This window comes from Streptomyces tamarix (genome assembly GCF_032423885.1).
Lineage (GTDB): Bacteria > Actinomycetota > Actinomycetes > Streptomycetales > Streptomycetaceae > Streptomyces > Streptomyces tamarix.
The window spans coordinates 1-19,266 of record NZ_JAWCTQ010000012.1 but is presented as its reverse complement, the minus strand read 5'-3'; the positions used below and the strand labels follow the sequence as shown (position 1 = coordinate 19,266).

The 19,266-nt window shown below is 75.8% G+C and carries 15 protein-coding genes; 10 read left to right on the top strand and 5 right to left on the bottom strand.

Going from position 1 to position 19,266, the window contains the following annotated elements:
• Nucleotides 1-22: 22 nt before the first annotated feature.
• From RND61_RS12100 to RND61_RS12090, 3 genes are all read right to left on the bottom strand, one after another.
• Nucleotides 23-4,642 carry a tetratricopeptide repeat protein gene (locus tag RND61_RS12100; RefSeq protein ID WP_315877887.1) on the bottom strand — a complete coding sequence of 1,540 codons (4,620 nt, stop codon included), beginning with the start codon at nucleotides 4,640-4,642 and terminating at the stop codon, nucleotides 23-25.
• 51 nt (nucleotides 4,643-4,693) lie between these two features.
• Nucleotides 4,694-5,032, bottom strand: a complete 339-nt coding sequence (locus RND61_RS12095; protein ID WP_315877886.1) for a trypco2 family protein — start codon at nucleotides 5,030-5,032, stop codon at nucleotides 4,694-4,696.
• Between the two features lie 367 nt (nucleotides 5,033-5,399).
• A complete protein-coding gene (locus RND61_RS12090; RefSeq protein WP_391653320.1) occupies nucleotides 5,400-6,302 on the bottom strand; it encodes a DMT family transporter in 903 nt (300 codons plus the stop codon).
• On the opposite strand from RND61_RS12090, the gene RND61_RS12085 reads away from it, so the two are divergent.
• Together RND61_RS12085 and RND61_RS12080 are read left to right on the top strand one after the other, a co-directional pair.
• On the top strand, nucleotides 6,301-7,737 hold the full coding sequence (locus tag RND61_RS12085; protein WP_315877884.1) for an aminotransferase-like domain-containing protein: 1,437 nt from the start codon (nucleotides 6,301-6,303) through the stop codon (nucleotides 7,735-7,737). The genes RND61_RS12090 and RND61_RS12085 overlap by 2 nt on opposite strands.
• A gap of 530 nt (nucleotides 7,738-8,267) precedes the next feature.
• Nucleotides 8,268-9,281: an SGNH/GDSL hydrolase family protein gene (locus RND61_RS12080; protein WP_315877883.1), complete on the top strand. Its 1,014-nt coding sequence runs from the start codon at nucleotides 8,268-8,270 to the stop codon at nucleotides 9,279-9,281.
• Nucleotides 9,282-9,433: 152 nt separating this feature from the next.
• On the opposite strand, the gene RND61_RS12075 is transcribed toward RND61_RS12080, so the two are convergent.
• Nucleotides 9,434-10,378, bottom strand: a complete 945-nt coding sequence (locus tag RND61_RS12075) for an aminoglycoside phosphotransferase family protein (protein WP_391653318.1) — start codon at nucleotides 10,376-10,378, stop codon at nucleotides 9,434-9,436.
• 266 nt (nucleotides 10,379-10,644) lie between these two features.
• Entirely contained in the window at nucleotides 10,645-11,616 is a 972-nt protein-coding gene (locus RND61_RS12070; protein WP_315877882.1) for a TIGR03557 family F420-dependent LLM class oxidoreductase, read from the bottom strand.
• Between the two features lie 220 nt (nucleotides 11,617-11,836).
• Between RND61_RS12070 and RND61_RS12065 the strand changes: the two genes are divergently transcribed.
• From RND61_RS12065 to RND61_RS12030, 8 genes are all read left to right on the top strand, one after another.
• The gene (locus RND61_RS12065; RefSeq protein WP_315877881.1) at nucleotides 11,837-12,301 is read left to right on the top strand and encodes an SRPBCC family protein; all 465 of its coding nucleotides are present in this window, start codon (nucleotides 11,837-11,839) and stop codon (nucleotides 12,299-12,301) included.
• Between the two features lie 159 nt (nucleotides 12,302-12,460).
• Entirely contained in the window at nucleotides 12,461-12,934 is a 474-nt protein-coding gene (locus RND61_RS12060) for a MarR family winged helix-turn-helix transcriptional regulator (protein ID WP_315877880.1), read from the top strand.
• A gap of 189 nt (nucleotides 12,935-13,123) precedes the next feature.
• Entirely contained in the window at nucleotides 13,124-14,713 is a 1,590-nt protein-coding gene (locus tag RND61_RS12055) for an MFS transporter (protein WP_315877879.1), read from the top strand.
• Between the two features lie 229 nt (nucleotides 14,714-14,942).
• A complete protein-coding gene (locus RND61_RS12050; protein WP_315877878.1) occupies nucleotides 14,943-16,277 on the top strand; it encodes a phytase in 1,335 nt (444 codons plus the stop codon).
• 123 nt (nucleotides 16,278-16,400) lie between these two features.
• Complete coding sequence (locus tag RND61_RS12045; RefSeq protein WP_315877877.1) at nucleotides 16,401-16,970, top strand: GNAT family N-acetyltransferase; 570 nt, start codon at nucleotides 16,401-16,403, stop codon at nucleotides 16,968-16,970.
• A gap of 131 nt (nucleotides 16,971-17,101) precedes the next feature.
• Complete coding sequence (locus RND61_RS12040; protein WP_315877876.1) at nucleotides 17,102-17,698, top strand: dihydrofolate reductase family protein; 597 nt, start codon at nucleotides 17,102-17,104, stop codon at nucleotides 17,696-17,698.
• A 139-nt stretch (nucleotides 17,699-17,837) separates the two neighbouring features.
• Entirely contained in the window at nucleotides 17,838-18,569 is a 732-nt protein-coding gene (locus RND61_RS12035; protein ID WP_315877875.1) for a Type 1 glutamine amidotransferase-like domain-containing protein, read from the top strand.
• Between the two features lie 136 nt (nucleotides 18,570-18,705).
• A complete protein-coding gene (locus RND61_RS12030; protein WP_315877874.1) occupies nucleotides 18,706-19,218 on the top strand; it encodes a putative immunity protein in 513 nt (170 codons plus the stop codon).
• Nucleotides 19,219-19,266: the final 48 nt, after the last annotated feature.

Below are 19,266 nucleotides of genomic sequence, written 5' to 3'. Positions count from 1 at the left end.
GTGAACGCGGTCACGGGTGCCCTCACGCGTGCAGCCGGTCGTGGACCTCCTGCGCTTCGACGGCCCTCCGGGCCACGGCCAGCGGCTGCTCCCGCGCGAGCGCGCGGAACAGGGCCACGGCCTCGGTGGAGTCGGCGCGGGCCGCGGCGGAGGGCCCGTCCGCCGCCAGCCGGGAGCGCGCGGAGGCGGCGAGGGCGTTCGCCAGCACTTCACGATGGGCGTGCGGGTCCTGGGAGGCGAGGAGGCGCGCGCGTCGTACCGCGTCGTCCGCGGCCTCCACGGCCTCCCGCGCGCGTCCGGTCACGGCGAACCCCCGTGCCTGCTCCGCGAGGGAGTCGGCCAGCGCGGAGGCCAGGAAGGGGAAGGCGTCGACGTGGCGGCGCAGGACGTCCACGGCGCGCCCGTTCGCCACGACCCCTTCCGCCTCCCTGCCCGGCACCGTCACCGCGTACGTTCCGAAAGCGGTCAGCGCCCCGGCGAGCAGCAGCTCCGCCGAGGGGTCCTCCGGCAGGGCCTCGCAGAAGCCGACGGCCTCGGCGAGCAGGGACAGGGACGCCCCGGCACGGGCGGTGTCCGAGGCCGCCGCCTCGGACCGCAGCAGGGCGCGGTGCAGCAGGGCGCTGCCCGCCGCGAAGTCGGCGGGCGGCGGTTCGACACCGGTACGGGCGACCGCGACCGCCTCTTCGACGGCTGACAGCGCCCCCGGCAGGTCACCGGCGCGCCACAGCAGACCGGCCTGCCGCACGAGCACGCCGGACAGGTCGGCCCGAAGGCCCGGGGGGTTTGACGCGTGGTGCGCGCGGAGCACGGCGAGGGCGTCCTGCGCGGGGGCCAGGGCGTCCGGCCAACGGCCGCGTGCCTCCAGCAGTTCGGCGAGGAGGGCATCGGCGCGGGCCAGGGCGAGCCGGGTGGTGTCGTCGCCCCGGCGCAGGTGGTCGGCGCGCCGGTGCGCGCGCGCCTCGTCGGCGGCCGCCGACGCCTCCGCCGTGCGGCCGAGCAGCCACAGTTGCCGCGCGTACGCTTCGAGGGCCTCGGCCTGCTCGGCCCGGTGGCGGTCGGGGTCCCGCCCGACCCAGCGGTCCTTGATGTCCAGCGCCTCGCGCGAGCGCCGGACCGACTCCTCCCGCTCCCCGGAGAACCACAGCAGGGCGGCGCTGCCCGACAGGACGGCCCACAGGTCGGTCTCGTAGCGGGAGGGCGCCTCGACGCTGAGCGTGCGCAACCGGGCCAGGGCCTCCTCGCCCGCGTGGCGCGCCCCCTCGAAGTCCCCCAGGTCGCTGTGGCACCGGAAGGCGGTCAGCCAGTTCCTGAGCATCGGCTCGGCGAAGGCCGCCGGGAGGTCCCCCTCCGCCGCGCCGTTGAGCTCCATGGCCTCCTGGACCGTCTCCAGGGCCTTGCGCGGGTCGCCGAGCAGGACGTAGGCGCCCGCCAGGTTGTTGAGGCAGTTGGCGAGGTCCGGGAGGTGGGCGCCCGGCGCGGTCCTGAACAGGTCCCGGAGGATCCCCACCGCCTCCCGCAGGCAGTCGGCCGCCCGTGCCGTGTCCGGCCCTCCGTCCTCGGACTTCAGCGTGCCCGCGAGAGTGGCGAGGGACATGGCCAGGTGGCCGCGGAAGCCGCCCGGTTCGCGCTCGGCGAGCTCGCGGTACCCGTGGACGCTCTGCTGCGCGACGCGGTGTGCCCGGCGGCGGTAGCCGTTGGCCTGGCGCTTCAGCGCCAGGGTGTTGAGGGCGAGCGCCAGGCCGGGGGTGTGGACGTGCGGCTGCTCGTCGGCCAGTTCGCGGTAGAGCCGTACCGACTCCTCGGCGGCGTCGAGCGCTTCGGCGCGGTGTCCGAGGTTGTCGAGGTCGATGGCCAGGCTGTTGAGGGCGGAGGCGAGGTCGGCCAGGTAGGCCCGGGGGCGTGCCTTGGCCAGGCGGCGGCGGATGGTGACGGACTCGCGGATCTTCTCCAGGGCCTCGCGGGGGAGTCCGGCCAGTTGCGCCGCGGAGGAGGCGGTGGCGAGGACCAGGGCGAGTCCCGGCAGGTGGGCGTCGGGGGCGTCGGCGGCGAGCCGCCGCTGCATCTCGACCGCCCTGCGGACCGCCGCCAGGGCGACGTCGCGGCGGCCGGAGCCCATCGCGACGATGGCCCGGTTGTTCAGGTGGTTCACCAGGAGGGGGGTGTGGGCCGTCGGGTCGTCGCGCCAGACGGCCTCGCAGAGCTCCCCGCTCTCCTCGCACACGCGCCACGCGGTGTCGTGGTCGCCGAGGGCGCCCGCGGCCAGCATCAGCGTGTCCAGGGCCTTCACCAGGTCCACGCGGCTCGCGGGGTCGTCGGGGCGGAGCGCGGCGCGCAGCAGGTCCGCGCCCTCCACCGCGGCCTGGTACGCCTCCCGCCGGCGTTCCGCGGCGGTGAGGAAGATGGACGCGTTGACGCGGCAGGCTCCCCGTTCGGCCCGGTGGCGCGGGTGGTCCGCCGGGATCTCCCGCCACAGGCCGTGGGCCTCCTCCACCGCCCTGAGGCTTTCCTCCCGCTCGCCCATGGACGACAGGCGTTTGGACAGCTCCCGCAGGGCGACGGCGAGTCCGGGGCGGGCCGCCGGGTCGGCGGCGGCCCGCAGCCGGTGGACGTCGACGATGCGCCGGTGCAGGCGGAGCGCCCAGGGGGCCAGCAGATGGGTGCTGGGCGGTACGGCGGCGGCCAGCTCCTCGAGTTCGCCGAGTTCCGCGCCGGGGCGGTCGACGAGGGCCCGCAGCGCGGACAGCAGGGGCGCCGGCTCCTCCAGCCGGGGGGCCAGGGCGACGGCCGCCGGGCCGAGCACCGCCGGGTGGCGCAGGCACCAGTCGGTCAGCTCCCCGGTGCCGGGGCCGGCGTGCCGTACGGACGCCCGGGTGACCAGGGTGAGGAACCGGGTGGCCTGGGCGGGGGTCGCGGTCGGCAGCAGGGCGTCGACCAGGTCCGGGTGGTCGCGGAAGCGCTCGCCCACCAGTCGTTCGGCGAGCCGGTCGGGGTGCAGGTGCCCGACGGCGTCACCGTCGGTGGGCAGCGCGGTCCTGATCCAGGCGTGCACGGCACGGGCCCCGGCGGCCGTGCCGTCGCCGAGCACCCGGCCGAGGACGGCCGCGGTCTCGTGCCGCCCGTGCGGGCCCAGGGCCACGACGGCGGCCACCGCGTCCTCCAGCACGCCCCACAGCAGGGGAGGGCAGAGCCGGTGGGCCCTGGCGGTGCCGAGCCAGTGCGCCCGCTCGTGCTCCAGGAGCCGCTTCTCGACGGCCGAGGCGTCACCCGTGGTGGCCGCGACGCCCTGTGCCGCGTCCAGGAGGTGCACCAGGGCGGTCATGTGCAGGGTCAGCGGGGAGCCGGAAGCGCTGTGGGGGGCGGGCTGCGGGATGCGTTTGGCGAGCTTCTTCCACCGGCGCTTCCCGGAGCCGGGGAGGGCCGCCAGCCCGGCGGCCAGGGCCCGGGCGGCGGCGAGGTGGTCGTCGGGGCCGGCCGGCGGCAGCTCCGGGAGCTCACGGACCAGCGCGGTCGACAGCACCGATCCGCGGTGCAGCGAGTCCCCGGCGACCTCCTCGAGCCATCCGCCGGCCGAGCGGGCGAGGAGGACCGCCTTGACCGGTGCCTCGCGGTACCGCGAGGCGAACTCCAGGACGGAACGCGTCTCCTCGACGCGGCCGTCCGCGCCGTCGACCACCACCATCAGCGGCAGCCCGGGCGCACGGGTGCGGGCGTCCATCCGCTCACCGGGCCGCAGCCACAGGAAGGACCACTTCGCCCCGAGGCGGCGGGAGAGTTCCACCACGAGCCGTGTCTTGCCCCGGCCGCCGGGGGCGTGGACCACCGCCACCTCGCCGTCGGCCCGTTCCGCCCACGCGGCGAGCGCGCTCAGCTCCTCCTCCCGGCCGTGGAAGGGCACGATCGCCCGGCCCGGATGCAGCAGCTCCACCGCCGACCGGGGGGCGTGCCGTGTCCCGGCGTGGTGGTCGGGGTCGGCGAGAGCCGCGTACTCGACGGGCTGGGGGACATGGGGGCCGGGCGCCCCGTACCGCTCGAGCGCGGCGAGGAACGTGCCGTCGCGCAGGAGGGTGACGGCGCGTTCCGCCTCCAACCGCGCGGGAACGCGGTCGGGCACGTCCCTGACGACGACGCCCACCACGAAGTCGCCGCACAGCACGGCCGCTCCCGACATCCCCCGCCAGGACGAGTCGTCGGGCCCCCGGTCGCGGAAGGTGGTGCAGTCCAGTACGTACATGCCGCCGACCAGGCCGCTGAGCGGGCTGATCTTCCCCTCGGCCTGCTCCGACTCCCGGCAGCGCTCCTCGGAGTGCGGGAAGCCGGTGGCCCGCCACAGGACGGATTCGCCGTCCCCGACGATCCGGCCCCACAGCGTCCGGCCGGGCGGGGCGGGCTCCCAATCCTCCGCGGAGACGCGCACCAGCGCGGCGTCCGTACCGGACCGGTCGTTCCCGGCGGGGTCCTCCGGCGTCCCCCGCCACACGACGTGTCCCGGGTGGTCGGTGAACTCCCCGGCGCGGGAGACCGCGACGGGCGAGCCGACGGCGGCCACGGCGTGCGCCGCCGTCAGGACCAGGCGCGGGGCGATCTCGTAGCCGGCGGCCCATCCGCCCGCCGCCGCCACCCGTACGACGCGGTTACCGCTCATCGGCCGTCCGTGCTCCCGGGCCGCTCCCGCCGGGGCGGGAGGACCGCCCCGTCACCGGGCCCGCCGGGCACGGACCTCGTCCTCCGGTGCCTCGCCGCCGGGCAGGTCCCGGTCCTGCGCGGAGATCCTCACCGGCCCGCCGCCGCGGCGCGGTGTGAGCGTCACCATGATCCGGTGGCTGCGGCCGCGTGCCGCGGCGCCCTCGGCGTCCGCGGTGACGACCCACGCGCGGAAGCCTGCCTTGGCCCGGGCCTCCTGGCGGAGCTCGACGAGGAACTCCATCTCGATCGGGCCGACGTCGAAGGTGACCTCCCGGCCCTCGCCGCGCCGCACGGCCTCCATGAGGTCGTCGCGCAACGCGGCGACGGCGTCCCCGAGTCCAATGTCCATACAGTCCCCCCACGGTTCCCGCGCGGCTCCGGAACCTCGCCGTGCGCGCCCTCCGCCAGGTGTCCTGCCGGAGGGAACAGACTGTAGCCAAGCGGCAGTTGCCCTGTCCGGCGGATCGGGAAGGCCGGGCCGCCGGACCCGTTCCACCGGACGGGGAGCGCGTCGGGCGCGGGGCACCGGGGGCCGCACCGGGGCCGCGGCTCCCCGGCGGGCGGCGCGGGCACCGGACGCCGACCGGCCCGTACGAGGACGGGGTCGCCGGGCACGGCGCGGGCCCGGCGGTGGGCGCGGTGCCCCGCGGGCGACGGTGGTCCGGTCCGTGCCGGTGGTCCGGACGCGCCATCCGGCGGCGGTCGGTGTGGGCGCGTCAGGCCGCCCTGGCCCGTTGCGTGACGGCGATGCACGCGAGCACGACGACGGAGGCGAGGGGGACGACGGAGCCGAAGCGCTCGCCGAGCAGGAGCACGGCCCACACGAGCGTCAGCAGCGGCTGGGCGAGCTGGAGCTGGCTCGCCCGCGCCACGCCGACGAGGCCCATGCCGCGGTACCAGACGACGAACCCTCCGAACTGCGAGACACCGGCGATGTACGCCATTCCGGCCAGGGCCTTCGCCGTGAGGTGCACCGGCTCCTGCGGGAGCGCCCACGCACACACGGCGAGGTTGACGGGCGCGGCGAACACGACGCCCCAGGCGATGACGCGCCAGCCCGGCATGTGCGCCGAGAGCCGCCCGCCCTCGGCGTAACCGGCCGCGCACAGGAGCAGGGCGCCGAAGAGGTAGAGGTCCGCGACCGTCGGCCGTCCGTGGTTCTGCGAGAGGGCGAACGCGACGACGGTGGCCGCGCCGGTCCCGGACGCGGCCCAGAAGACCCCGGAGGGCCGGCGCCGGGTGAGGAGGACGGAGATCGCCGCCGTGGCCATCGGTAGCGCTCCGATGACGACCGCGGAGTGCGCCGTGGACGATGTCCGCAGGGCGAGCGTCGTGAGCAGCGGGAACCCGATCGCGCACCCGACGGCGACGACGGCGAGCGCGGGCCGGTCGGCACGGTCAGGGAGCGGCGACCGCGTCGCGAGGAGCGCCGAGAGCGCGATGACGGCGGCAAGGACGCCGCGGACCCCGGTAGCGCTCCAGGGGCCGAACCCGTCGAGCGCCCACACGGTGCCGGGGAAGCTGAAGGAGAAGCCCAGGACGCCGAGTGCGGCGAGGACGGTGCCGTTCGACAGTGGCAATACTCGCGACGGTGCGATAGCGCTACGATCAGTATTCATGAATGACGATAGCAGTCCGCGTCAGTTGGCCGACGTCCTGGCACGTGAGATCGAGGGGACACCCGCCGGAGCCCGCATCGCGACGCACCGCGAACTCGTACGCCGCTTCGGGGTGAGCGCCACCACCGTCTCGCGGGCCCTGGCCCTCCTCACCCAGCGGGGGCTCGTCACCTCCCGTCCCGGCGCCGGCACCTACCGCACGGAGAAGCGGCCCGCGACGCGGGTCGGGGACACGTCGTGGCAGGAGGCGGCCCTCGAACCGGCGGACCGCATCGACGCGTCGGCCGGCACCCCGCGCGGCTTCAGGTCGTCCGCGCTCCTGGGGACGCTCTCGGCGCCCGGACCGGACGTCATCGACCTCAACGGCGGCTACCTCCACCCCGGACTGCAACCGTTCGACAGGCTCGGCGGCGCACTGTCCCGTGCCGCGCGGCGCCCGGAGACGTGGGACCGCCCACCCGTCGGCGGAGTACCCGAACTGCGCGACTGGTTCGCGGCCGACATCGGCGGTGGCCTCGGCCGGCACGACGTCCTCGTCTGCGGCGCGGGGCAGAGCGCCCTGGCGACCGCCCTGCGCGCCCTCGGCCGGCCGGGCGACCCGGTCGTCGTCGAGTCGCCGACCTACCCGGGAACGATCGCGGCCGCCCACGCCGCGGGCCTGCGGGTGGTCCCGGTCCCGCTCGACGGCGAGGGGCTCCGCGCCGACTACCTCGACGAGGCGCTCACCCGCACGAGGGCGCGCGTCGTCGTCGTCCAGCCCCTGTTCCAGAACCCCACCGGAGCGAGCCTCTCGGCGGCCCGGCGGCACGACGTCCGCGCCATCGCCCGCCGGCACGGGGCCTTCGTCGTCGAGGACGACTTCGCCCGCCACATGGGGCACGCGGATGCCGGGCCGACGCCGCCGCCGATGGTCGCCGACGACCTGGACGGCACCGTCGTCCACATCCGGTCGCTGACGAAGGTGACCTCGCCGAACCTCCGCGTCGGCGCGCTGGCCGCCCGCGGCCCGGTCATGGCGAGGCTGCGCTCCGCGCAGGTCGTCGACACGATGTTCGTGCCCGCACCCCTGCAGTACACGGCGCTCGAAGTCGTGACCGCATCGGGCTGGAAGCGCGCCCTCGCCACGCTCGGCACGGCCCTGGAACACCGGCGGAGGACCGCCGTCGACGCGGTGGCGGCGACGTTCGGCCCGCACGCCCTCGCCGTTCGGCCGCGCGGCGGCTACCACCTCTGGGTGTCGCTGCCGGGCCACCTCGACAGCGGGCAGTTCGCCACCGCCGCGCTGGCGAACGGCGTCGCCCTCACCCCCGGTGACAACTACTACCCCACCGGCAGCGGCGCTCCGCACGTCCGACTCAGCTATGTGGCGGCGCCGTCGGCCGCGGACGTCGACGCCGCCGTCCGCCGCCTCGCGCCGGTCGTCGCGGAACCGTGACCGCGCCCCGCCGCGCACGGGCCCCGACGGCCCGGGCTCGGGCGTCCCGCAGCCGGGGTACTTCGGTTCGTGCGGCGGACGACCACGTCCGCGCCGGCCCCCGCGAGGCGCGGGCGCCTGCCGGGGCGGGTGGCGAACGGCACGCCGGAGGGGACGACGCCCCTGGACGGGTACAGGGGGTCGAACCCGGCCGGTGGGGCGAAGGGTTCGAGTCCCTCGTCCTGGCCGGCCGTCGCGGAACCGCCCGGGCCCGTCGGTCCGGGCCCGTCCCTGCCCGGCGGTGCCGTCCGCCGTCGGCCCGTTCGACGGCGAGCGCCCCCCGGGCGGTCCACCGGCGGGACACCGGGCGAGGGCGCCCCGCCGGGCGGGGACGCGGGGCCGGGCGTGTGGCGGTGCCCGGCCGGCGCCGGCGTACGCCGAACGCCCCATGTGGGTGACAGGGGTACGGACGTGGACGTTCGGGGTGAAGGGTACGGATGTCGACGCAGACCCCGCCATCCCGCGGAGCGGGACCCCCGGAAGGAGCCTCCGTGCGAAAGAGCCTGTCCGCGCGCCGGCGCGCCGCCGCCCTCCTGCCGCTCGTCGTGATGAGCCTGGGGGCGTGGACGCACGCGCCCGTCCGGCCGCCCAACCCCGTGCACCTGCGGGCGGTGTTCCTCGGCGACGCGTACACCGCCGGGTACGGCATCGCGCCCGTCGACGGCAACGCCCTGCTGTGCGTACGGGCGACGGACAACGTGCCGGCCGTCATGGTGGACCAGTTGGCCGATCAGGCGGTGGAGGTGCAGGTGCAGGCCGACGTGTCCTGCGCGGGGGCGCGCCTCAACCACGTGTGGGAGCCGCAGGACCTGGGCGGCGGGCTCACGGCCGAACCGCAGAAGAGGGCGCTGCGCAAGGACACCCAGCTCGTCGTCGGAAGCCTGGGGGCCGACACGGTGGGACTCGGCCCGATCCTGAAGCAGTGCTCGGCGCGGCTGCGCGGGAACGAGGGGGCGCTGATGCCCGCCACGGCGGTGGACACGGCGTCACCCGCGGCGGACTGCCGCGCCTTCTTCGAAAAGGGCGCGGGGGCCACCTGGTTGAAGGAGCGGTTCGCCGTGGCCGCGACCGACCTCGACAAGCTGTTCTCGGAGATCCGCAGCGAGTCCCCGGACGCGAGGGCCGTGCTCGTCGGCTACCCGAGGCTCGTCCCGGAGGACACGACCACGTGCCGGGCGGCCGTACCGGGGGGTACGGAGAAGCCGCTCGCCGACGTCCCCGAGAACGCGCTGTCCTTCCTCGACAAGAAGGTCCAGGTCCCGCTGAACGACCTCATGAAGGCCAAGGCCGCCGCGAACGGGGCCCACTTCGTCGACCTCTACGCCCACACCGAGCCCCTCACCGCCTGCGCCGGCCTGGAACGCGGCATCGGCGCCCTGCTGGAGCCGTCGGCGGTGACGCTGCTCCACCAGCCCCTGCCGTGGTTCCTGCACCCGAACGAGACGGGCCGCGACACGTACGGGGACGTGGCCGCCAAGGACATCGCGAAGCTGTACGTGAAGTGAGGCCGTACGCGAAGGAAGGCCCGGCTCGGCGGCGTACGCGTACGACGGCCCCGGGTGCCGCCGAGCCGGACCGTGCCGGACGGTCCCTCCCGAAGGCGTCCGGGCCCGGGGCCACCGGTCACGGGGCCGCCCCCGTACGCCCGCTCAGGAGCTCAGGAGCTCAGGAGCGCGCGGGCGATGGCGGCCTGCGGCCCGTCGAGCGAGGTGGCGCCGTCCTTGATGTGCCAGAGCGCGTTCTGGAGGACGCGGGCGAGGGTCCAGGCGGTGGCCCGCCGGCGGTCGAGGCCGAGCACCTCGGTCATCAGGTGGAAGCGGCGGCGCACGGCCGCGGAGACGTCCCCGGTGCGGGTGACGTCGTCCCAGCGGTTGTACAGGGCGGGCAGGAGCTCGAAGCAGGGGTCGCCGGCGAGGGGCTTGGGGTCGATGGCGACCCAGCCGGCCCGTCCGCGCGTCGGCGACCCGGGCAGCGGGGCGAGGACGTTGGCGTAGTGGAGGTCCCAGTGCAGGAGGCGGTCGCCGGGCTCGTCCAGCACCTCCCGCGTCGCGGCGGCGCAGGTGGCGAGGAGGCGCCGCTCGTCCGGGTCGGTCAGGCGGTCCGCGCCGCGGGGGAGCCGGTCGAGCAGGGCGCGCGCGAGGTCGGCCAGCCGGGGCAGGCCCTGCGGGGCCGGGGTCGCGACCAGGTGGGCGAGGAGCTCCGACAGGTCCCGCAGGGCCCGGATGTCGTCCGGGACCGTCTCCAGCGACCGGGAGGCGTCGAGGCGCTCCAGGAGCATGGTCCCCGTACCGGGGTCGTGGTCCAGCAGGTCGACGGCGTGGCGGTTGCCCCAGGCGCGCAGGGCGAGGGGCTCGCCGCGGGTCTCCTCGTCCACGGGCTGGAGCTTGAGGACGGCGGGCGTCCCGTCCGGCCGCAGGACCGGGAGGACCAGGGCGACGACCCCGTGCGCGGCGGGGCCGTCGGGCCGCAGGTCCCAGTGGTCCAGGAACCGCTCGGCCAGCCCGGGCAGCGCGCCGATCCACCTCCGCCAGGCGTCCCCGGGCAGCGACGCGGCCAGCGCGGCGGGGACCTGGACCCGGTCGTGTGCCCGGCCGGCGGTCACCGCGCCCCCACCGGTCCCGGCCGCTCGCGCTCTCCGGCCAGTCGCGTCCTCGCGGCGCCGGGGGGCGCGGGCGCCGGGACGGCGGCGCCGTCGTACGGTCGCTGATCGCGCATCCCGCGATTCTCTCCGCCGCTCCGCCACCGGACAATCGGATATTCTTCCGGGCCCCCCGTCGCCGGTCGGTGCCAGCCGCTCCGGGGCCGGTCCACCGCCCCGGGCGCGCCGAAGAGACCGGTGCCGGTCCCTTCGGCGCGCCCGTGCCGTGTCTAGGCGCCGCCCGGTTTCAGTCCGCGCAGCCGGGAGTCCAGCTCGCGCCGGTAGAAGTCGATGAAGCCGTCCGGGTCGGGCCCCGCGTTCTGCATGACCAGCCGGTCGAACCCGGCGTCGACGTACCCCTGCGCCATCTCCACGTACCGTTCCGGGTCGTTGCCGCAGGCGAAGGCGCTCAGGATGTCCTCCTCGCGGACGGTGGTCGTGGCGGCGTCGAAGTTCACCGGGTTGGGGAGCTCGCTCATCACCTTCCAGCCGGTCACCGCCCACCGCGACGTCTCCAGCGCCGCCCGCACGGCGGTCTTCTCGTCGGGGGCCCAGGCCATGGGCACCTCCGCGTAGCGGGGCCCGTCGCCCCCGGCGTCCCGGTACCCCTGGACGATCTCCGGCTTGGCCTCGGTGGCGAACAGCGCGTCTCCCAGCTCGGCCGCCACCCGCGTCGAGTCGGGCCCGCTCGCCGCCACGGCGAGGAGCGGCGGCGACGGCGGCAGGTCGAAGACGCGGGCGTCCTCCAGCCGCAGGTGCTTCCCCTCGTACGAGCGGTACCCGCCGCTCCACAGCAGCCGGATGATCTCCAGGGCCTCGCGGAGCATCTCGTGGCGCGTGGCGACCGCCGGGTAGCCCTCGCCGACGATGTGCTCGTTCAGCCGCTCGCCCGAGCCGACGCCGAGCACGAACCGCCCCTCCGACAGCAGCGCCAGCGTCGCCGCGGCCTGCGCGATGACCGCCGGGTGGTACCGCATCGTCGGGCACGTCACCCCGGTGGCCAGGCCGATCCGGCTCGTCTTCGCCGCGATCGTGCCGAGTACGGTCCAGGCGAACGGCGAGTGCCCCTGGTTGTCCAGCCACGGATGGAAGTGGTCGCTGATCTCGACGAAGTCGAACCCGGCCTCCTCGGCCAGGACAGCCTGCCTCACCAGCTCGCCCGGTGCGAACGCCTCCGCCGCGAGCTTGTACCCGATCTCCATACGACACCCCTGAGCGTGGATCCGTGCGGTCCGCGCAGAGGTACCCCGCGAGCCGGACCCCTAACAGTCCCCGCCCCCCGAACGGGGTACCCCGCGCCGCCTCCCGCTCCGGCCGGTCCGGTGCGCGCGTGCATGATCCGGGGCGAGCGGGTACCCGCTCACCGGTGCCGAGCGCGGCGCGTGCCCCTCGCGCCACCGCCACGAGACCAAGGAGTGACTGATGAGCAAGGTGAAGGAGACCGTCGAGGTCGAGGTGCCGGTCCGCACCGCGTACAACCAGTGGACCCAGTTCGAGGAGTTCCCGAACTTCATGGAGGGCGTCGAAGAGGTCAGGCAGGTCGACGACCGGCACAACCACTGGACGACGAAGATCGGCGGCGTCCGCCGCGAGTTCGACACCGAGATCATCGACCAGCTCCCCGACGAGCGCATCGCCTGGCGGACGGTGAGCGGCGACACCCAGCAGAAGGGCGTCGTCAGCTTCCAGCGCGTCGACGAGACGCACACGCGCGTGGAGCTGGTGATGGACGTCGAACCGACCGGCCTCGCCGAGAAGGCCGCCGACCTGACCGGCACGATCGACCGCCGCGTCAAGGGCGACATGCGCCGGTTCAAGGAGTACATCGAGACGCGGGGCGGCGAGTCCGGCGCCTGGCGCGGTCGCGTCAGGCCGGGCGACGCCTGACCGGCGGCCGGGGCACCGGCCACCAGGCGGAAGGGACCGCGTACCGCGCGGTCCCTTCCGCCGTCGGGGCCCTTTCCCCAGCCTCTCCGAGGCCCCCTCCGCCGCCCTCGGGGCATAGGTACGTTGACATAGCTATCTTATAAGACCTATTCTTGGGGAATGCCCGATCCCCGCGCGTCCGCTCCGGACACCGACCGCCTGGCCTCCGTGCTGGCGCAGTGCCTTCCGGAGCTGAACCGCGCCCTGGAGCGCCGGATCGCCCAGGACATCCGGCACCCCAAGCCGGCCGAGGGGCAGCTCGCGCTGCTCCGCTTCGTCATGCGCCACGAGGGCGCCACGGTGCGCGAGGCGGCCGACGCCCTCCTCATGCGGCCGAACAACGTCAGCGCCCTCGTCTCCCAGCTCACCGAGGCCGGTCTGCTGGAGCGGCGGCGCGACGCGGCCGACAAGCGGATCGCGCACCTCCACCCGACGCCCCGGGCCCGGCGCGAGCTGGCGGAGGTCCAACGCCTCCGCAACGCGCACGTCGCCCGCGCGCTGCAGTTCCTCACCGACGGGGAGATGGACGCCCTCGGCTCCGCCGTGGGCGCGCTCACGTCGCTGACGCACCACCTCCACCCCGCGGCCGAGTAGTCCCGCCGCCTCCACCGGAGGTTCCCGACCGCGCGCACGGACGCCCCTCCGCCTCCGTGCGCGCGGCGCTTGCCCCTGCGCGCCGCCGTGCCGCCTCCCGTGCCGCCGTGCCGCGCGCCCGTGCCGCCGACGGTCCGCCGCGGCGCGCCGTCCATCCGTACCGCCACGTTCCGAGGACTCCGCATCCCCATGTCCGCAACACCCGTAGCCGCTTCCGCCCCGCCCGCCGCGCCCCCAGGGGCCGCCGGCGCCACGGGGCGGCGCGCCAACCCCTGGCTGACCCTGCTCGCCGTCGCCTTCGGCCTGTTCATGGTCCAACTCGACGGGGCCGTCGTCGCCATCGCCAACCCCGAGATCGGCCGCACCCTCCACGCGTCCACCGCGGACCTCCAGTGGGTCACCAACGCCTACCTCCTGGCCCTCGCGGCGACCCTGATCCTCGGCGGCAAGCTCGGCGACCGCTTCGGCCGGCGCACGTACTACGTCGTCGGCATCGTCGGCTTCACCCTCGCCTCGGTGGCCATCGGCCTGGCCGGCTCGATCGAGGGCGTGATCGCCTTCCGCGCCGCGCAGGGCTTCTTCGGCGGTCTCCTCATGCCCAACACGCTCGGTCTGCTGCGGGCGGCCTTCCCGCCCCGGAAGTTCGGCATGGCCGTGGGCATCTGGGCCATGGTCTCGGCCGTGTCGACCGCGCTCGGCCCCATCGTCGGCGGCCTCCTCGTCGAACACGTCTCGTGGGAGTCGGTCTTCTTCGTCAACGCGCCCATCGGCGTGATCGCGCTGCTCGTCAGCGCCGCCGTCCTCCCCGAGAGCAAGAACCCCGGCGGGCGCCACCGCTTCGACGTGCCCGGCGTCGTCCTGCTCGCCCTCGGACTGCTCTCCGCCGTCTTCGGCGTCGTCAAGGGCGAGACCTGGGGATGGACCTCGCCCGGCACCCTGGGCGCCGTCGCCGCCGGCGTCCTGCTCCTCGTGGTCTTCGGCTGGTACGAGACGCGCGTCGAGCACCCGCTGCTGCCGATGCGGCTGTTTTGCAACCGCGCGCTGACCGTCGGAACGGTCGTCACCGCGCTGAACTTCTTCGTCCTGCTCGGCGTGATCTTCTTCGTGATGCTCTACCTGCAGAACGTCCGCGGCTACTCGCCCGTCGAGGCCGGAGTGCGCACGCTGCCGCTGAGCCTCGCCTCGCTCGTCGCCTCCCCGCTCGGGGCGGTGCTGACGGGCCGCTTCGGGCCCCGGCTCACCATGCCGCTGGGCATGCTGCTCCAGGCCGCCGCCACGTTCGGCATGCTCACCTGGGACACGGCCTCCTCGTACGCCACGATGTGGCCGCCGTTCGTCGCGCTCGGCCTCGGCGTCGGCATGGTCCTGTCCGCGTCGTCCGACGCCATCGTGGGCCAGGCGCCCGTCAGGGACAGCGGCGTGGCGGGCGGGCTCCAGGCGACCGCCCTGCAGGTCGGCGGCGCGCTCGGCACGTCGGTCCTCGTGTCGCTCATCAGCAGCCGGGTCGGTTCCACGCTCACCGGGGAGCTGACGCGCGCCGGGGTTCCGGCGGAGCTCGCCGGGCGGCTGGAGGAGGCGAAGGACGCCGTGGCGATGGGCGTGTCGCCCGTCTCCGCCGGCATGCCGGCCCAGGTGAGGGCCGCGGTCGTGGAGGGGAGCGGCCAGGCGTTCATGGGCGGCGTGCACACCGCGGTGATCGTCACCGGCGTGCTGTGCCTCGTCGGCGCCGCCGTCGCGGCGGCCGGACTGCGGCCCCGTACCGGCGCCGCGGAGGGCTGACGGAGGACCGGGGGCGCCCGCGCGGTCGCGGCGGGCGCCCCCGTGGCGTACCCGGGGGTCGCGGAGCGGTCGCGCGGCGCCCTTCCGGTGCCGCGGCGCCGGCCGGCCCGCCACGGCGCCGCCGCTTCACGACGGGCCGAACACCCGACACCGCGTGTTCGCGGCGCGGTCCGGCCCCCTTCGGCGGGGTGTAACCCGGCGGCTTCCGTGCCGCCCGACGATCTTGCGGATGCACACCCCCGACACGGAGGAGACGTACGTGACCGTCCGCCGATCCGCCCTTCCGGCCACCGCCGCGCTGCTGCTGTGCACGGCCCTGGCCAGTTCGGTCGTACCCGCCCACGCGGCGACCGCCGCGGAGTCGCTGCCCGCCGTCACCGCCCGGGCCGAGACGGCCCCCCTCCACGACGACGACCAGGGCGGGAACGCCGACGCCGACGACCCCGCGATCTGGCGCAACGCCGCCGCCCCGGACCGCAGCCTCGTCATCGCCACCGCCAAGGAGGGCGGGCTGCGCGTCTACGACCTCGACGCCCGCCAGGTCCAGTCGCTCCCCGCGCCGCCGCCGGCCGGCCCCGACGACGCCCCCGGCCGCTTCAACAACGTCGACCTCGTGCACGGCACGGCCCTGGCCGGCGTCCGCTCCGACCTCGCCGTCGTCAGTGACCGCGGCCACGACCGCCTCCGCGTCTACCGCATCGACCGCGACAACCCGGCCGGTCCGCTCACCGACGTCACCGACCCGCAGGCCGCCCCGATCTTCTCCACCGACCAGGAGGAGATCAACGAGCAGGACACCGCCTACGGCCTCGCCACCTGGACCGACCCGACCACCCGCCGCTCCTACGCGCTGGTCAGCCGCAACAACCGCACCACGGTCGCCCTGCTGGAGCTGGTCGCCCGCACCAACGGCACGGTCGGCTACCGCAAGGTCCGCACGCTGGACCTGCCCGCCGCGTTCCGCCTCCCCGACGGCACCTCCTGGTCCCCGTGCGGCGAGCCCGGTGAACTCCCGCAGGTCGAGGGCATGGTCGTCGACCCCGCGAACGGCACCCTGTACGCCGGCCAGGAGGACGTCGGCATCTGGCGGGTGCGCGCCGACCTCACCGGCACGCCCGTACTGATCGACAAGGTCCGCGAGTACGGCGTCCCGGCGGCGTACGACGAGGAGAGCGACGAGTGCTCGCCCACCGCCCCCGACCCGGGTCACGGCGGTGAGCACCTCGCGGCCGACGTGGAGGGCCTGACCCTGCTGACGGAGGCGGACGGCGACGGCTACGTCCTCGCCTCCAGCCAGGGCGACAACACCTTCGCCCTGTACGACCGCGAACTGGCCGACGACAACGAGTACGAGGCCGGCTTCCGCGTCGCCGCCTCCTCCGTCCTCGACGGCGCCGAGGAGTGCGACGGCGCCGCCGTGCTGAACGCCCCGCTCGGCCGCAAGTACCCCAACGGCCTGCTCGTCGTCCAGGACGGCGACGACACCCCCTCCGTCGACGACCGCGACGCCACCGGCTTCAAGTTCGTCGACCTCGCGCAGGTCATGGACGTCGTCGACGACTGATCACGCACCCGGTCCGCCCGGTCCGCGCCGGCTCGCGCCCCGGCGCGGGCCGGGCGCGTACCCGTGGCACCGACCATGAGAAGATCCGTGCGCCAAGCGCCGCCGCTCACATGGAAGGTGACGATGTACGCGATGCCCCTGGGGGACGACGGCGCCGAACTGGCCCCGCTCGAACCCCCGCAGGCCGAGGAGTTCCTCGCCCACATCGACCGGGGCCGGGAGTTCATCGGCCGGTTCAACGCCCTCCCCGACGTCGTGACCGACCTGGAGTCGAGCAGGGCGTTCCTCCAGGCGTACGCGGAGAAGGCCGCGTCCGACACGGGGCGGATCCACGGCATCCGGGCGGACGGCACCCTCGTCGGCGCCGTCGTCCTGCGCCGGATGGACCTCCGGCAGGGCACCGCCGAGGCGGGCTGCTGGCTGGAGCCGGCGGCGACCGGCAGGGGACTGGTGACCCGCGCCGCCCGCGCGGTCATCGACTGGGCCGTCGAGGAGCGGGGCGTCCACCGCGTGGAGTGGTGGGTCTCCTCCGGCAACGCGCCCAGCATCGCCGTCGCCCGGCGCCTCGGGATGACGAGGGAGGCCGTGCTCAGGGAGAGCCACCCGTACCGGGGCGAGCGGCACGACGAGGAGGTCTGGGCCGTCCTCGCCCCCGAGTGGCGCGCCGCCCGCGCGGCCCGGCGAACCCCCTGAACGCCCCGGTACGACCCCCGTACGACTGTGTGAGCCACATCACCCCGTGCGGTGGGGCGGGGCCGATGAGTTTCCCGGGGCACGGCGGTCTCCCTTGCCGTAACCCCGTGGTGAGCAAAGGAAAGAGTCACATGCGCATCGTGATCAGCGAGTTCGTCAGCCTCGACGGCGTGGTGCAGGCCCCGGGCGGCCCCGAGGAGGACACCGACGGCGGCTTCGCCCACGGCGGCTGGTCGCACCCGTTCTTCGACCCGGAGGTCGTGGGCGGCGCGTTCGACGACGCGCTGGGGAAGGCCGACGCGCTGCTGCTCGGACGTCGTACGTGGCGGGCGATGGCCGGTGCCTGGCCGGAGCGGGCGGGCGACCCGTTCGCCGACCGGATGAACTCCCTCCGCAAGTACGTCGTGACCCGGACCCTCGGCGACTCCGACCTGACGTGGGAGAACACCACGCGCGTCCCGGGCGACGAGGCCGTCGCCCGCGTCCGCGAGCTCCGCGGGACCGAGGGCGGCGACCTGCTCGTCATGGGCAGCCCCAGCCTCGTCCGCACCCTGCTGGACGAGGACCTGGTCGACGAACTCCGGCTGATGATCATGCCGGTGATCCTCGGCGGCGGGAAGTCCCTCTTCCCCGGCAACGGCCGGATGCGCAGGCTGGAGCTGGTCTCCACGACCACCAGCGGCACCGGCGTGCACGTGTGCACCTACCGTCCCGCCGCCGGGGCGTAGGCCGACGGGCCGCGGCACCGGCGGGGCGGTGCCGCGCCGCACCGAACCCCGGTGCGCCCTTCTGCTTGCGGGGGAAGGCCGTCGCACGGCATCGTCCCCTCCGAAGCCGCAGAACCGTCCCGCACCCCGAGGAGGGCCCGTGCCCGTCGCCGCCCCGCAGCACCGTCTCGCCCTGCTCGGAGGGGGCTTCTCCATCGACGACGACGGGGTGCTGGACGACTGGGTCCTCGGCCACGCCCGCACCCCACGGCCCAAGGTGTGCTTCCTGCCGACGGCGAGCGGCGACGCCGCCGTCTACGTCGACAAGTTCCTCGCCGCCTTCGGCGACCGCCCCGACCTCGTCCCGTCCGTGCTGCCGCTGTTCCGCAGGGAACTCGACGACGACGCCCTGCGCGCGTTCCTCCTGTCGCAGGACGTCGTCTACGTGGGCGGCGGCAACACCGCGAACCTCCTGGCGGTGTGGCGCGTCCACGGCGTGGACCGGCTGCTGCGCGAGGCGTACGACCGGGGGACGCTGCTCTGCGGGATCAGCGCGGGCGCCAACTGCTGGGCGGAGGGCTCCCACACCGACTCCTTCGGACCCCTCACCCACCTGCCGGACGGCCTCGGCCTGCTGCCCGGTTCCGTCTGCCCGCACTACGACACCGAACCCGGCCGCCGCCCCTCCTACCGGGCGGCCGTGGCCGCCGGGAACCTGCCGGGCGGATGGGCGGTGGAGGACGGCGCCGCGGCCCTCTTCACGGGAGGGGAGCTGACGGAGGCGGTGACCCGCGCCCCGGAGGCGGGCCTGTACCGGGTCGACCCGGACGGCCGCGGGGGACTGACCGAACGGCGGGTCCCGTGCCGCCTCCTGGAGCCGTCCCGGCGGTGACGCGAACGGCACCGCACCGGCCCCGCCGGCCGGCGCGACGCACGCCGCACCCGACCGGACCACCCGGGCCGCCCCCCGTGACGGCCCGCGTCGCCCGCGCGGCGGGTCGCGCCACCCGGTGGGAGAATGCGGCCCCGTGAAGAGAGAACCCGGCCCCCTGACCCTGAGCGAGGACGACCGGCGGGTCGTGGCCGTCTGGGCGGCCGACTGCGCCGAGCGGACCCTGCCCCTGTTCGAAGCGCGCGCCCCGCACGACACCCGGCCCCGGGACGCCGTCGACGGCGCCCGGGCCTTCGCGCGCGGAGAACTGCGCGTCGGACGGCTCCGCGCCCTCGCGGCCGCCGCGCACGCCGCCGCCCGGGAGGTGGGCGAACCCGCCGCGGAGGCGGCCGCGCGGGCCGCCGGGCACGCGGCGGCCGTCGCCCACATGGCGTCCCACGCACGGGGCGTCGCGTACGCCGCGAAGGCCGCCGGGCTGGCCGCGCCCGACGACCCGGACGCGACCGCCGACGAGGCCCGCCGGCAGCACGAGCGCACCACCCCGGACGTGCGGCGCGTACTGCGCCGCCTGCCGCCCGCGCAGGAGGGCGGCGGCCTGCTCGGCGCCCTCGTCCGCGACCTCCACGCCCACGCCGCGGCCATCCCGTGACGGCCCGGGCGCCGGGCGCGCCGTCCGGTCGGGCCGGGGCGCCGTCGG